The 14,360-nt window shown below is 56.6% G+C and carries 13 protein-coding genes; all 13 read left to right on the top strand.

Going from position 1 to position 14,360, the window contains the following annotated elements; genetic code table 11:
- Positions 1-117: 117 nt before the first annotated feature.
- The gene (gene ravA, locus KOL70_RS12435) at positions 118-1,614 is read left to right on the top strand and encodes an ATPase RavA (protein WP_215480728.1); all 1,497 of its coding nucleotides are present in this window, start codon (positions 118-120) and stop codon (positions 1,612-1,614) included.
- Positions 1,611-3,071 (top strand): ATPase RavA stimulator ViaA, encoded by a 1,461-nt coding sequence (gene viaA, locus KOL70_RS12430; RefSeq protein ID WP_125311207.1) that lies wholly within the window; start codon positions 1,611-1,613, stop codon positions 3,069-3,071. The genes ravA and viaA overlap by 4 nt, the downstream gene beginning before the upstream one ends.
- Before the next feature lie 71 nt (positions 3,072-3,142).
- Positions 3,143-5,281, top strand: a complete 2,139-nt coding sequence (gene ovoA, locus KOL70_RS12425) for a 5-histidylcysteine sulfoxide synthase (protein WP_371824657.1) — start codon at positions 3,143-3,145, stop codon at positions 5,279-5,281.
- 105 nt (positions 5,282-5,386) lie between these two features.
- Entirely contained in the window at positions 5,387-5,848 is a 462-nt protein-coding gene (asnC, locus tag KOL70_RS12420; protein ID WP_007893613.1) for a transcriptional regulator AsnC, read from the top strand.
- A 154-nt stretch (positions 5,849-6,002) separates the two neighbouring features.
- Positions 6,003-6,443: an FMN-binding protein MioC gene (gene mioC, locus KOL70_RS12415; protein ID WP_021508182.1), complete on the top strand. Its 441-nt coding sequence runs from the start codon at positions 6,003-6,005 to the stop codon at positions 6,441-6,443.
- Between the two features lie 441 nt (positions 6,444-6,884).
- Positions 6,885-8,774, top strand: a complete 1,890-nt coding sequence (gene mnmG / locus KOL70_RS12410; RefSeq protein ID WP_021508183.1) for a tRNA uridine-5-carboxymethylaminomethyl(34) synthesis enzyme MnmG — start codon at positions 6,885-6,887, stop codon at positions 8,772-8,774.
- Between the two features lie 48 nt (positions 8,775-8,822).
- Complete coding sequence (rsmG, locus tag KOL70_RS12405) at positions 8,823-9,440, top strand: 16S rRNA (guanine(527)-N(7))-methyltransferase RsmG (RefSeq protein ID WP_058758219.1); 618 nt, start codon at positions 8,823-8,825, stop codon at positions 9,438-9,440.
- A 713-nt stretch (positions 9,441-10,153) separates the two neighbouring features.
- Positions 10,154-10,534, top strand: coding sequence for a F0F1 ATP synthase subunit I (gene atpI / locus KOL70_RS12400; protein WP_021508185.1), 381 nt, complete (start codon positions 10,154-10,156; stop codon positions 10,532-10,534).
- An 8-nt stretch (positions 10,535-10,542) separates the two neighbouring features.
- A complete protein-coding gene (atpB, locus tag KOL70_RS12395) occupies positions 10,543-11,361 on the top strand; it encodes a F0F1 ATP synthase subunit A (protein ID WP_031279833.1) in 819 nt (272 codons plus the stop codon).
- A gap of 49 nt (positions 11,362-11,410) precedes the next feature.
- Positions 11,411-11,650, top strand: a complete 240-nt coding sequence (atpE, locus tag KOL70_RS12390; RefSeq protein WP_003849523.1) for a F0F1 ATP synthase subunit C — start codon at positions 11,411-11,413, stop codon at positions 11,648-11,650.
- Positions 11,651-11,758: 108 nt separating this feature from the next.
- Positions 11,759-12,229, top strand: a complete 471-nt coding sequence (gene atpF, locus KOL70_RS12385) for a F0F1 ATP synthase subunit B (RefSeq protein ID WP_021313757.1) — start codon at positions 11,759-11,761, stop codon at positions 12,227-12,229.
- Positions 12,230-12,243: 14 nt separating this feature from the next.
- On the top strand, positions 12,244-12,777 hold the full coding sequence (atpH, locus tag KOL70_RS12380; RefSeq protein WP_021508187.1) for a F0F1 ATP synthase subunit delta: 534 nt from the start codon (positions 12,244-12,246) through the stop codon (positions 12,775-12,777).
- A 14-nt stretch (positions 12,778-12,791) separates the two neighbouring features.
- Positions 12,792-14,333, top strand: coding sequence for a F0F1 ATP synthase subunit alpha (atpA, locus tag KOL70_RS12375; RefSeq protein ID WP_021508188.1), 1,542 nt, complete (start codon positions 12,792-12,794; stop codon positions 14,331-14,333).
- The last annotated feature ends 27 nt before the right edge of the window (positions 14,334-14,360 follow it).

Here is a 14,360-nt window from a genome sequence, read left to right as displayed (position 1 = left end):
CAACCTTCTGAAACAAAAAAGCTGACGGCTATCAACGCTTTCACGCGTGATAAACAGTAGAGTATTGCGCTCGCCAGAATATGACGGCACCAGGATCAGAAGGACAATGATGTGATTATGGCTCAACCCCATCTTTTGGCAGAAAGAATTTCTCGCCTCAGCAATGCCCTGGAGAAAGGGCTGTATGAACGGCATCATGCCATTCGTCTCTGCCTGCTGGCAGCGCTGAGCGGCGAAAGCGTATTTCTGCTTGGGCCACCGGGCATCGCCAAGAGCCTGATTGCCCGCCGCCTGAAATACGCCTTCCAGCACGCCCGTGCCTTTGAATACCTGATGACCCGTTTTTCCACGCCCGAAGAGGTGTTTGGCCCGCTGTCGATTCAGGCGCTGAAAGATGAAGGCCGCTATCAGCGTCTGACCAAAGGCTATCTGCCGGATGCCGAAATTGTCTTTCTGGATGAGATCTGGAAAGCCGGTCCGGCGATTCTCAATACGCTGCTCACTGCCATCAACGAACGTCGCTTCCGCAACGGCGACAGCGAAGAGCCGATCCCGATGCGCCTGCTGGTCACCGCCTCCAACGAACTGCCAGAAGCCGACAGCGGTCTGGAAGCGCTGTACGACCGTATGCTGATCCGGCTGTGGCTCGACAACGTGCATGAAAAGCAGAACTTCCGCAGCATGCTGACCCACCAGCAGGATGAAAACGCCAACCCGGTGGCGGAATCGCTGTGCATCAGCGATGAAGAGTATCAGCAGTGGCAGAAAGGCATCAGCCAGGTCAGCCTGCCCGATCATGTGTTTGAACTGATCTATCAGCTGCGCCAGCAGCTGGAGAACCTGCCAGAGGCGCCGTATATCTCCGACCGCCGCTGGAAAAAAGCCATCCATCTGCTGCAGGCCAGCGCGTTTTACAGCGGCCGTGTGGCGATTGCCCCGCTTGATCTGATCCTGCTGAAAGATTGTCTGTGGCACGACGTGGCGTCGATGCAGCTGCTGGACCGTGAAATTGATGCGCTGATGACGCAGCACGCGTGGCAGCAGCAGGCGATGCTGCACACGCTGCAGCAGATCAAAGCGCGCCGGCTGGCGCTGCAACAGCAGCAGAGCGTGGCGCAGGCGCTGACGCTGGAGAAGCACAGCGGCATGTTCAGCCGCAAACCGCACTATGAATTACCGGCCTCGATCACGGACGAACAGCTGACCCTGATGCTGCAACAGCCGCTGACGCTGCACGACATGCAGGTCACGCACGTGGTGGTGGCACGCGATGCGCTCAATCAGTGGCTGCTGAAAGCGGGCGAGATCCGCGGCAAGCTCAACGGCATCGGCTTTGGCCAGACGCTCGACCTGCTGGTGGATGCGCACCACTGTCTGACGCTGCGCGACGTCAGCCTGCAGTCCACGCGCCTGACGCTGCCGGGTGCCGCCAGCAGCAGCGACGTGCCACAGGAAATCATTGAAGAATACGACGCGCTGGAGGCCCAGCTGCGCGCGCAGCGCACGCTGTTTAGCCAGCACCAGCGCTGCCTGTTTATCAGCGACGACTGGCTGGCGCGCGTCGAAACCAGCCTGCAGGATGTGGCGGAACAGCAGAAACAGGCGAGAAAATGATCTCGCTGGAGACGCTCAGCACGCTGTTGTCGATTGGCGAAACCGAGCTGATCGAAGAGCTGATCGTGGCACTGCTGGCCTCGCCGCAGCTGGCGCTGTTCTTTGAAAAATTTCCGCGCCTGAAACAGGCAATGATGGGCGAGCTGCCGCGCTGGCGCGCCGAGATTGCCGCCCAGATGAAAACCACGCCGGTGCCGGACGCGCTGGCACGCGAATTTCAGCTGTTCCAGCAGATGCAGCTGCTCAGCAGCCACGCCTTCAGTGAACAACTGCCCGCCATCATGACGCAGCTGAAAGCGCTGCCGTCCCCGTTTATCGAAGAAGCCAGCAAACTGCTGCTGCATACCGACAGCGCCCAGCTGAGCAATGCGCAGCACACGCTGTTCCTGCAGCGCTGGCGCCTGAGCCTGACGCTGCAAACCCTGACGCTGAACGAAACCCTGCTGGAAGAGCAGCGGGAACGCCTGATGGCCGAGCTGCAGCAGCGCATGGCCATCAGCGGCCAGCTGGCGCCGATTCTGACCGATGACGACGAAGCCGCCGCCGGACGCCTGTGGGATCTGAGCAAGGCACCGCTGCAGCATGGCGACTATGAGCTGATTGTGCAGTACGGCGATTTCCTCGCCCAGCAGCCGGAACTGATGAAACTGGCGCAGCAGCTGGGACGCAGCCGCGAAGCGAAATCGGTACCGTCCCAGGATGCGCCGCTGGAAGCGTTTCATCAGCTGGTGCGCGAGCCGGACAACGTGCCGGAAGAGGTCAGCGGCATCCATCAGAGTGACGATGTGCTGCGTCTGTTGCCGCCGGAGCTGGCGGCGCTGAGCATCAGCGAACTGGAGCTGGAATTTTATCGCCGGCTGGTGGAGAAACGCCTGCTGACCTACCGGTTACAGGGCGATGCCTGGCACGAGAAAGTGACGCTGCGCCCGGCCAGCCATCAGCAGCACGAAGCGCAGCCGCGCGGCCCGTTCATCGTCTGCGTGGATACCTCTGGTTCGATGGGCGGTTTCAATGAACGCTGCGCCAAAGCGTTTTGTCTGGCGCTGCTGAAGGTGGCGCTGGCCGACAGGCGGCGCTGCTACATCATGCTGTTTGCTCATGAAGTGATTGGCTACGAGCTGACCGCCGATAATGGCATTGAGCAGGCAATCCGTTTTCTCAGCCAGCGTTTTCGCGGCGGCACCGATCTGGCCGCCTGCCTGTCTGCGGTGGTCACGCGTATGGAGGGCAGTCAGTGGCAGGAAGCCGATGCGGTGATCGTTTCCGATTTTATCGCCCAGCGTCTGCCGGACGACATCGTCAGCATCATTAAACAGCGCCAGCGTCACCACCAGCAACGCTTCCACGCCGTGGCGATGTCGGCGCACGGCAAACCCGGCATTCTGCGCATTTTCGATCACATCTGGCGCTTTGATACCGGCCTGAAAAGCCGCCTGCTGCGCCGCTGGAAACGCTAATTCATCAGGCAGAAATGCTAATTTGCTATAGTGAATTACCCGCTGTGTTTAATCAGCTTACGGAGTTCACTGTGACAACCGCTCATCTTCACGATCAATTGCCTGCGCCCACCCGCACCGTCCGGCTTTCCGGCAGCAGCAGCGACGCCAAACGCGCCGAACTGCTGGCCTATTTCACCCAGACCTGGGAGCTGTATGAAAGCCTGTTCGACTGCCTCGCCGATGAGCGCGCGTACTTTAATAAAGCCATCACCCTGCGCCATCCGCTGATCTTTTACTTTGGCCATACCGCCACTTTCTACATTAATAAGCTGATGGCGGGCGGTTATCTGCAGCAGCGTATTGACGATCGCATCGAGGCGATGATGGCGATCGGCGTGGATGAGATGAGCTGGGACGATCTCGACGACAGCCATTACAGCTGGCCGGACGTAGCCGAGGTGCGCGACTACCGCGGCAAAGTGAAAACCGTGGTAAGTGAATTCATCCGCACCATGCCGCTGGAGCTGCCGATTGACTGGGACAGCCCGGCGTGGGTGATTCTGATGGGCATTGAGCATGAGCGTATTCACCTCGAAACCTCCAGCGTGCTGATCCGCCAGCTGCCGCTTGAGTGGGTAAAACCGCAGCCGCACTGGCCGGCGTGTCCGCAGGCGCGCCACGATCGTGCCTCGGTACCGGCCAATACATTGGTGGCGATGCCAGGCGGACGCGTCACGCAGGGTAAAACCGATGATACCTACGGCTGGGATAACGAATACGGCAGCCTTTCAACGGAGCTGAAACCGTTCAAAGCCAGCAAAATGCTGGTGAGCAACGCCGAGTTCTTTCATTTTATTGCCGCCAACGGCTATAACGAACGCCGCTGGTGGGATGACGAAGGCTGGGGCTGGCGCGAGTTTGCCCAGGCGCAGATGCCGACTTTCTGGGTGGGTGACATCGCGCAACCTGACGATCTCCGGCTGCGCCTGATGACCGAAGAAGTGGCGATGCCGTGGGACTGGCCCGCCGAAGTGAATCAGCTGGAAGCGGCGGCGTTCTGCCGCTGGCTGGCGGAAGAAAGCGGCAAAGCGATCCAGCTGCCGTGCGAAGCCGAGTGGATGCAGCTGCGCGAGCAGGTTGCCGGCGATCAGCCGGACTGGATCGACGCGCCGGGCAACATCAACCTTGCCCGCTGGGCCTCTTCCTGCCCGGTAGACCATTTTGCCCAGGGTGACTTCTTCGACATCGTCGGCAACGTCTGGCAGTGGACCACCACGCCGACCAACGGCTTTGAAGGCTTCAGGGTACATCCGCTGTATGACGATTTCTCCACGCCCACCTTTGACGGCAAACATGCGCTGATCAAAGGCGGCAGCTGGATCTCCACCGGCAACGAAGCGCTGAAATCCTCACGCTACGCCTTCCGGCGCCACTTCTTCCAGCATGCCGGTTTCCGCTACGTGGTTTCCTCGCATCAGGAGAGCATGGCGCTGAATCCGTATGAAACCGACAGCATGGTGTCGCAGTACCTCGACTTCCAGTACGGCCCCGGCTATTACGGTGTGCCGAACTACGCGGCGGCGCTGGTCGACATCGTGCTGCCGCACTGCACGCAGCGCGGCCGTGCACTGGATATCGGCTGCGCCACCGGCCGTGCCAGCTTTGAACTGGCGCGCCATTTTGCTGCGGTCACCGGCATGGATTACTCGGCGCGCTTTATCGACGTGGCGCTGCAGCTGACCTCGGGCGAGGATTTCCGTTACGTGGTGCCGGAAGAGGGAGAGCTGGTGGAGTATCGCCAGGTGCGGCTAAAAGAGTTTGGTTTCGATGAGACCCTGGCACAGCGCATTCAGTTTGTGCAGGGCGATGCCTGTAACCTGAAACCGCAGCCCGATGGCTACGATCTGGTACTGGCCTCTAACCTGATCGATCGCCTGCGCCAGCCGAAGCGCTTCCTGCAGGACATCACGCCGATGATCCGCTCCGGCGGTTTGCTGGCTATCTCCTCACCTTACACCTGGCTGGAAGAGTTCACGCCGAAGGAGAACTGGCTGGGCGGTTTCCGTGAAAACGGTGAAGCGCTCACCACCTGGCAGGCGCTGCAACGACTGCTGCGCGATGCCTTTGAGGAGGTTGCGCCGCCGCAGGACGTGCCGTTTGTGATTCGCGAAACCGCGCGTAAGTTCCAGCACACACAGGCCCAGCTGACGCTGTGGCGTAAGCGCTAAAAAGCGTGCAGACAGCGGCAGCTCCGCTGTCTGCGCCTTGCCTGTCCCGCTAATTTGCTGCACATTCTCCCTGTTCAGAGAAGAAGAACCTAATGAGGATGGATGATGGCGGAACACCTGCAACTGGATAATCTCGACCGCGGCATTTTAAATGCGCTGCTGCAAAACGCGCGCACCGCGTACGCCGAACTCGCCAAGCAGTTCAACGTCAGCCCCGGCACGATTCACGTGCGCGTCGAGAAGATGCGTCAGGCGGGGATTATTCTGGGTACGCGCGTGGAGATCGATCCACGGCAGCTCGGGTTTGATGTCTGCTGTTTTATCGGCATCATTTTGAAAAGCGCGCGCGACTATCCGGCAGCGCTCAGCAAACTGGAAGCGCTGGATGAGGTGGTGGAAGCCTGGTACACCACCGGCCACTACAGCATCTTTATTAAAGTGATGTGCCGCTCCATTGACGCGCTGCAGCAGGTGCTGATCAACAAGATCCAGACCATTGATGAAATCCAGTCCACCGAAACGCTGATCTCCCTGCAAAACCCGATCATGCGCACCATCAAGCCGTGATCGGCTTCCCCGCTGTGCATAACCTTATCCCGGGCGGATCGCTTTTGTGATGCGCCTTGTCGCCTGATGCTATCGACGATTAACCCTGTTTTCCACAGGTGGATCACCGCTTGATCACAGCGTACAATGCTCGCCTTTAGTGCGGGAGAGCATCATGGCCGATATTACCTTAATCAGTGGCAGTACCCTTGGCAGCGCCGAATATGTCGCTGAACATCTGGAAGAGAAACTGCAGGAAGCAGGCTTTTCAACCGAACTGCTGCACGGACCCGAGCTGGATGAGGTGCCGCAGGAGGGCGTCTGGCTGATTGTCAGCTCAACGCACGGTGCCGGCGAACTGCCGGACAACCTGCTGCCGTTTTATGAAGCGCTGCAGGAGAGCCAGCCGGATCTGTCAGGCGTACGCTTTGGCGCAGTGGGTATCGGTAATCATGAATACGATCTGTTCTGCGGTGCGATCAAGCTGCTGGAGACGACGTTAACGCAGCTGGGCGCCAAACGTATTGGCGATCGGCTGGAGATCGACGTGCTGGAACATGAGATTCCGGAAGATCCGGCGGAAGTGTGGGTCGCCAGCTGGCACCCGCAGATTTAAGACGATCTTTGCTGGTCGGGGATCGGGTATTTGTGTCGATCCCCAGTTGATTCCGCTGTTTTATCGCCTTTTACCTGCGTCGCTCTGTGGATAAGATCCGTTATTTCATGCGTATAACCAGTAGTTATCCAAAGAACAACCGCTGATGTTTTTTTACGCTGTGCATAAGTAGCAAAGTTGATCTCAGCTTATACGGATCAGGATCACCGATCATTCACAGTAAACGATCCTCGCTAATCCCCTGTTGCCACAGCGCTTTTCCGGGTTATCAACAGCCAGGGGCGATCCTAATAAGAGATCTAACAGAGAGATCATATAAAAGACTTAAGATCCTTTCTTTTAAACCGCAGGATCCCGCGACTTTCGCCCTGAACAGAATTTCAGTAGAATCCACCGCCCAGGGCAACGATCCCTGTCCGAACACTAACGAGGACCCACTTCATGTTTTATCCAGATCCTTTTGACGTCATCGTAATCGGTGGTGGTCATGCGGGCACAGAAGCCGCCATGGCCGCTGCCCGAATGGGTCAGCAAACCCTGTTACTCACCCATAATATTGATACGCTGGGACAAATGTCCTGTAACCCGGCGATCGGTGGCATCGGGAAAGGACACCTGGTTAAGGAAGTGGATGCCTTAGGCGGTTTGATGGCCAGCGCGATCGATCAGGCCGGTATTCAGTTTAGGATACTAAACGCCAGCAAAGGCCCGGCGGTGCGTGCCACGCGTGCACAGGCAGACCGGGTACTGTATCGCCAGGCGGTACGCACTGCGCTGGAAAACCAGCCGAACCTGATGATCTTCCAGCAGGCGGTTGATGATCTGATTGTGGAGAACGATCGCGTTGTCGGCGCCGTAACCCAGATGGGCCTGAAGTTCCGGGCGAAAACCGTCGTTCTGACGGTGGGCACCTTCCTGGACGGCAAAATCCACATCGGCCTCGATAACTACAGCGGTGGCCGGGCAGGCGATCCGCCGTCGATTCCGCTGGCTAAACGTCTGCGTGCGCTGCCGCTGCGCGTAAACCGCCTGAAAACCGGTACGCCACCGCGTATCGATGCCCGAACCATCGACTTTTCGGTGCTCACGCCGCAGCACGGAGATGACCCGATGCCGGTGTTCTCGTTTATGGGCCATGCCGGACAGCATCCGCAGCAGGTGCCGTGCTGGATCACCCACACCAACGAGCAGACACATGAAGTGATCCGCAATAACCTCGATCGCAGCCCGATGTATGCCGGGATCATCGAGGGGATCGGGCCACGCTACTGCCCGTCGATCGAAGACAAAGTGATGCGCTTTGCCGATCGTAACGCGCATCAGATTTTCCTTGAGCCGGAAGGGCTGACCAGCAACGAAATCTACCCGAACGGTATCTCCACCAGCCTGCCGTTTGATGTGCAGATGCAGATCGTGCGCTCGATGAAAGGTCTGGAGAACGCGAAGATCGTGCGTCCGGGCTACGCCATCGAGTATGACTTCTTCGATCCGCGCGATCTCAAGCCGACGCTGGAGAGTAAATTTATCCACGGCCTGTTCTTTGCCGGCCAGATCAACGGCACCACCGGTTATGAAGAAGCCGCGGCGCAGGGGCTGCTGGCCGGCCTTAACGCTGCGCGTCAGTCTGCGGACAAAGAGGGCTGGGCGCCGCGTCGCGATCAGGCCTATCTTGGCGTGCTGGTCGACGATCTGTGTACGCTGGGCACTAAAGAGCCGTATCGCATGTTTACTTCGCGCGCCGAGTATCGTCTGATGCTGCGTGAAGATAACGCCGATCTGCGCCTGACCGAAACCGGACGTGAACTCGGCCTGGTCGACGACGCGCGCTGGGCTCGTTATAACCAGAAGCTGGAAGCGATTGAGCAGGAGCGTCAGCGTCTGCGTGACCTGTGGGTGCATCCGAAGTCTGAAAACGTCAGCGAAGTGAACACGGTAATCAGCGCGCCGCTCACCAAAGAGGCCAGCGCGGAAGATCTGCTGCGTCGTCCGGAGATGACCTACGAACTGCTGATGTCGCTGCCGAGCTACGGTCCGGCGCTGGCGGATGAGCAGGCCGCAGAGCAGGTAGAGATTCAGGTGAAGTATGAAGGTTACATCGCGCGTCAGCAGGAGGAGATCGATCGCCAGCAGCGCAATGAAAACACCTTACTCCCGGCCGACCTCGACTATCGCCAGGTGAATGGACTGTCGAATGAAGTGATCGCCAAACTCAACGACCACAAACCGACCTCCATTGGCCAGGCATCGCGTATTTCCGGCATCACGCCGGCGGCAATTTCAATTCTGCTGATTTACCTGAAAAAACAGGGCCTGCTGCGTAAAAGCGCCTGATCGACCCCCGGGGCGGGCACGCTCGCCCCTGTTAATGGAATTCTCGTCGTGATTAATAAACTCTCCCGGCTGCTGCAAGCGGCAAACATTTCCCTCTCCGATCAGCAAAAACAGCAGCTGGTGGGTTATGTCGAACTGCTGCACAAGTGGAATAAAGCCTACAACCTGACCTCGGTGCGCGATCCGCAGCAGATGCTGGTGCGCCACATTCTCGACAGCATCGTGGTAGAACCCCACCTGCAGGGTGAGCGCTTTATTGATGTCGGTACCGGACCGGGCCTGCCGGGGATCCCGCTGGCGATTGTCCGCCCGCAGGCGCACTTTACGCTGCTGGACAGCCTCGGGAAACGCGTGCGTTTCCTGCGTCAGGTGCAACATGAGTTAGGACTCACTAACGTCACGCCGGTGCAGAGCCGGGTGGAAGAGTTTCCTGCTGAGCCACCGTTTGACGGGGTGATCAGCCGCGCCTTTGCGTCGCTGGAGGACATGCTGAACTGGTGTCACCATCTGCCGGGCGCGACAGGCCACTTCTATGCGCTGAAAGGCGTCAGGCCGGATGACGAAATTGCCGCGCTGCCTGCCGGCTTCGCCATCGAAAAAATTGAGCCACTGCGGGTGCCGGAACTGGAAGGTGAGCGTCATCTGGTGGTGATCAGGCGGCAATAGTCGCACAAACGGTGTGGATTTATCGCGATTCATGCCGTTTGGCTTAGCGCAGCAGCCGGCTAAAAAAACAGCGGTTGAACGCGTCACGATAAACGCTTTTATTCAACAGGGCAGGGGAAGCGGGTTAACATCCGCCGCGGAAATTATCCGAAAACCTCTGTTACATTTAACGAATAATTCACATTTCATTATCAGTTACATCACTTTAACCGCTGTATTTACTGTGCCGAATAGTCACGGCGGAAAATATAACTCTGCAATAAATCGGCGGACGTAATATCAGTTTTACGTTTTTATTGCGGTGGGTGATGTCAATAGAGTGTTTTTATCGAAAATCTGGCGCTAATCCTGGAGCAATAATTCTATCTTACTGATAGAAAAGTAAATTACGGGTTTCATTAATTGCGCGGCAGGGGTTAAAAAGCAAATTATCGCTGCCGGGGGTGCTTATAATGTGATCTGAAGCACGCTTTAAAAGCAAGTCTGCCGGGCAATTTCAAGCCTGTTTCGTCAGGCAGGCCGAAGCGGATGTTTTGAAAAATAGCCCTCCAGAAAGAAATTTAAATAATTGTTCACCTTTTCGCTACTTACCGATTGAAATCGCAGGTGCGGCCCGTATAATTTGCACGGCTTTTGCTGCTTGACTCAAAAGAGTAAAGGCAGTCTTATACGACACGCGACATACCCCGTTCGGGGCAGGAGAGTTAAGCGTCATGTCAGTGTCTCTTTACAGTGTGAAATTAGCCCGAACCGTGCTGGTGATCCAGCTGGTGACCTTTGTCGTAATCGGTGCGCTGTTTGCCCTGAAAGATGTCACCTGGGGCGCCTCTGCCATCGCGGGTGGTGCGGCAGCCTGGCTGCCAAACGTACTGTTTATGTTTTTAGCCTGGCGCCTGCAGGATCAAACTCCGGCAAAAGGGCGTGTCGCCTGGAGCTTCGCCTTTGGTGAAGTGCTCAAGGTGTTTGCCACCGTTGTTTTTCTCGTTGTGGCGTTAGGTGGATTTGGAGCGGTCTTCTGGCCACTCGCAATCACCTGGTTATCGGTGCTGGTGGTACAAATCGTCGCGCCGGCTGTAATTAACAACAAAGGGTAAGAGGCATCATGGCCGCAGGAGAGATCTCAACGCCGCAGGAATACATAGGTCATCATCTGACACATCTTCAGATGGACCTGCGTACTTTCGAGCTGGTGAATGCACACGACGCGCCAGCAACGTTCTGGACGTTAAACCTGGACTCCATGTTTTTCTCTGTTGTACTGGGACTGGTGTTCCTGGTGCTGTTCCGTAAAGTGGCGAAAAGCGCCACCAGCGGTGTGCCAGGGAAAATGCAGGCGGCTATCGAGCTGGTCGTTGGCTTTGTTGATAGCAACGTCCGCGACATGTACCACGGTAAGAGTAAAGTTATCGCCCCGCTGGCTCTGACGATTTTCGTCTGGGTCTTCCTGATGAACTTCATGGATCTGCTGCCTATCGATTTGCTGCCGTTTATCGGCGAGCACTATCTGGGCCTGCCGGCGCTGCGCGTCGTGCCGTCTGCAGACGTGAACATCACGCTGTCTATGGCGCTGGGCGTATTTATTTTGATTCTGTTCTACAGCATCAAAATGAAAGGTGTAGGTGGCTTCGCCAAAGAGCTGACGCTGCAGCCTTTTAATCACCCGATCTTCATCCCCATCAACCTGATTCTTGAAGGTGTTAGCCTGCTGTCTAAACCGGTTTCGCTCGGTCTGCGACTGTTCGGCAACATGTATGCGGGTGAGCTGATCTTTATCCTGATTGCCGGTCTGCTGCCGTGGTGGTCGCAGTGGGTGCTGAATGTGCCATGGGCCATTTTCCACATCCTGATTATTTCGCTGCAGGCTTTCATTTTCATGGTCCTCACGATTGTCTATCTGTCGATGGCATCTGAAGAGCATTGATTTTTATCTCAACAACTTAGCTTTTAACTGAAACAAACTGGAGACTGTCATGGAAAACCTGAATATGGATCTGCTGTACATGGCTGCCGCTGTGATGATGGGTCTGGCGGCAATCGGTGCTGCGATCGGTATCGGCATCCTCGGAGGTAAATTCCTGGAAGGCGCAGCGCGTCAGCCGGATCTGATTCCTCTGCTGCGTACGCAGTTCTTTGTTGTAATGGGTCTGGTGGATGCAATCCCAATGATCGCTGTTGGTCTGGGTCTCTACGTGATGTTTGCTGTCGCCTAAAGCCTGTAGCCGTGGTTCACTCATGGCACGCAGTGTGATGAGGAACGGATTCTGCCGTTTATCGCTGATAGCGGCAGAGCAAGTTAACTTAATAAGAGGCATTGTGCTGTGAACATTAATGCAACAATCCTCGGCCAGGCCATCGCGTTCATCCTGTTTGTCGCGTTCTGCATGAAGTACGTATGGCCGCCGATTATGGCTGCCATCGAAAAGCGCCAGAAAGAAATTGCTGAAGGCCTTGCTTCTGCTGAACGCGCGAAGAAAGATTTGGATCTCGCGCAGGCCAATGCGACCGACCAGCTGAAAAAAGCCAAAGAAGAAGCTCAGGTCATTATCGAGCAGGCGAACAAACGCCGTGCCCAGATTCTGGACGAAGCAAAAACTGAAGCTGAGACTGAACGTAACCGCATCGTGTCTCAGGCGCAGGCAGAAATCGAAGCCGAGCGCTCACGTGCACGTGAAGAGCTGCGTAAGCAAGTCGCGCTGCTGGCCTTAGCTGGCGCCGAGAAGATCATCGAACGTTCCGTGGATGAAGCTGCTAACAGCGACATCGTTGATAAACTGGTCGCTGAACTGTAAGGAGGGAGGGGCTGATGTCTGATCTGATTACTGTAGCTCGCCCCTACGCCAAAGCAGCTTTTGACTTTGCTGTTGAGCATCAAAGTATCGACCGCTGGCAGACCATGCTGGCGTTTGCCGCAGAAGTGGCTCGCAACGAACAGATGGCAGAACTCCTTTCCGGTGCATTGGCACCGGAAGCCTTGTCTGCTTCTTTCAACGCAGTCTGTGGTGATCAACTTGATGAACACGCTCAGAACCTGATTAAGGTTATGGCGGAGAACGGACGTTTGACAGCGCTTCCAGCGGTACTGGAACAGTTCATTCAACTGCGTGACGCTTATGAAGCGACAGCCGAAGTTGATGTGATCTCCGCCAGTGCGCTGAGTGACAGCCAGCTGAGTAAAATCAGCGCCGCGATGGAAAAACGTCTGTCACGCAAAGTTAAGCTGAATTGCAAAATTGATAAGTCTGTAATGGCAGGTGTGGTTATCCGTGCGGGTGACCTGGTGATTGATGGCAGCGTGCGCGGCCGTCTTGACCGTCTGGCAGACGTCTTGCAGTCTTAAGGGGACTGGAGCATATGCAACTGAATTCCACCGAAATCAGCGAACTGATCAAGCAGCGCATTGCTCAGTTCAATGTCGTGAGCGAAGCTCACAACGAAGGTACTATTGTTTCTGTAAGTGACGGTATCATCCGCGTACACGGCCTGGCCGATGTAATGCAGGGTGAGATGATTGCTCTGCCGGGCAACCGTTACGCTATCGCACTGAACCTCGAGCGTGACTCTGTAGGTGCAGTAGTGATGGGTCCGTACGCTGACCTCGCCGAAGGCATGAAGGTGAAGTGTACTGGCCGTATCCTGGAAGTGCCGGTTGGCCGTGGCCTGCTGGGCCGCGTGGTTAACACCCTGGGTGCACCGATCGACGGTAAAGGCGCTATCGACAACGATGGCTTCTCACCGGTTGAAGTGATTGCACCAGGCGTTATCGACCGTCAGTCAGTCGACCAGCCTGTTCAGACCGGTTACAAATCTGTCGATGCGATGATTCCAATCGGCCGTGGCCAGCGTGAGCTGATCATCGGTGACCGTCAGACCGGTAAAACTGCGATGGCCATCGACGCCATCATCAACCAGCGCGATTCTGGCATCAAGTGTGTCTACGTCGCGATCGGTCAGAAAGCCTCTACCATCTCTAACGTGGTACGTAAGCTGGAAGAGCACGGTGCGCTGTCTAACACCATCGTGGTTGTCGCTTCCGCTTCTGAATCCGCTGCGCTGCAGTACCTGGCTCCGTATGCCGGTTGCGCGATGGGTGAATACTTCCGTGACCGCGGTGAAGATGCGCTGATCGTTTATGATGACCTGTCTAAGCAGGCTGTTGCTTACCGTCAGATTTCTCTGCTGCTGCGCCGTCCGCCGGGTCGTGAAGCATTCCCGGGCGACGTGTTCTACCTCCACTCTCGTCTGCTGGAGCGTGCATCACGCGTTAGCGCTGACTACGTTGAGCGTTTCACCAACGGTGAAGTGAAAGGCCAGACCGGTTCTCTGACCGCGCTGCCGATCATCGAAACCCAGGCGGGTGACGTTTCTGCGTTCGTTCCGACCAACGTAATTTCGATTACCGATGGTCAGATCTTCCTGGAATCGAACCTGTTCAACTCCGGTATCCGTCCAGCCGTTAACCCGGGTATTTCGGTATCCCGTGTTGGTGGTGCTGCACAGACCAAGATCATCAAGAAACTGTCCGGTGGTATTCGTACCGCGCTGGCACAGTATCGTGAACTGGCAGCGTTCTCTCAGTTCGCTTCCGATCTGGACGATGCAACGCGCAAACAGCTGAGCCACGGTCAGAAAGTGACCGAGCTGCTGAAGCAGAAACAGTATGCACCGATGTCTGTTGCACAACAGGGTCTGGTACTGTTCGCTGCCGAGCGCGGCTTCCTGAACGACGTTGAACTGGCGAAAATCGGCAGCTTCGAAGCCGCTCTGCTGGCGTTCGCCGATCGCGAACACGCGGAGCTGATGGCTGAAATCAACCAGGCGGGTAACTACAACAACGAAATCGAAGAGAAGCTGAAAGGCCTCCTCGAAACGTTTAAAGCAACCCAGTCCTGGTAATGTCTGGCGGCTTGTCTGAAAAGGCAG

The sequence above is a fragment of the Pantoea sp. B270 genome (assembly GCF_018726825.1).
Taxonomy (GTDB): Bacteria; Pseudomonadota; Gammaproteobacteria; order Enterobacterales; family Enterobacteriaceae; genus Pantoea; species Pantoea dispersa.
This window is presented reverse-complemented; position numbering and strand designations above follow the sequence as displayed.

Excerpts from the sequence above, each read along its gene's own strand:
- mnmG (WP_021508183.1), top strand. The coding sequence starts at position 6,885 with ATGTTTTATCCAGATCCTTTTGACGTCATCGTAATCGGTGGTGGTCAT.
- atpA (WP_021508188.1), top strand. The coding sequence starts at position 12,792 with ATGCAACTGAATTCCACCGAAATCAGCGAACTGATCAAGCAGCGCATT.
- atpB (WP_031279833.1), top strand. The coding sequence starts at position 10,543 with ATGGCCGCAGGAGAGATCTCAACGCCGCAGGAATACATAGGTCATCAT.
- atpI (WP_021508185.1), top strand. The coding sequence starts at position 10,154 with ATGTCAGTGTCTCTTTACAGTGTGAAATTAGCCCGAACCGTGCTGGTG.
- atpH (WP_021508187.1), top strand. The coding sequence starts at position 12,244 with ATGTCTGATCTGATTACTGTAGCTCGCCCCTACGCCAAAGCAGCTTTT.
- ravA (WP_215480728.1), top strand. The coding sequence starts at position 118 with ATGGCTCAACCCCATCTTTTGGCAGAAAGAATTTCTCGCCTCAGCAAT.
- viaA (WP_125311207.1), top strand. The coding sequence starts at position 1,611 with ATGATCTCGCTGGAGACGCTCAGCACGCTGTTGTCGATTGGCGAAACC.
- asnC (WP_007893613.1), top strand. The coding sequence starts at position 5,387 with ATGGCGGAACACCTGCAACTGGATAATCTCGACCGCGGCATTTTAAAT.
- atpE (WP_003849523.1), top strand. The coding sequence starts at position 11,411 with ATGGAAAACCTGAATATGGATCTGCTGTACATGGCTGCCGCTGTGATG.
- mioC (WP_021508182.1), top strand. The coding sequence starts at position 6,003 with ATGGCCGATATTACCTTAATCAGTGGCAGTACCCTTGGCAGCGCCGAA.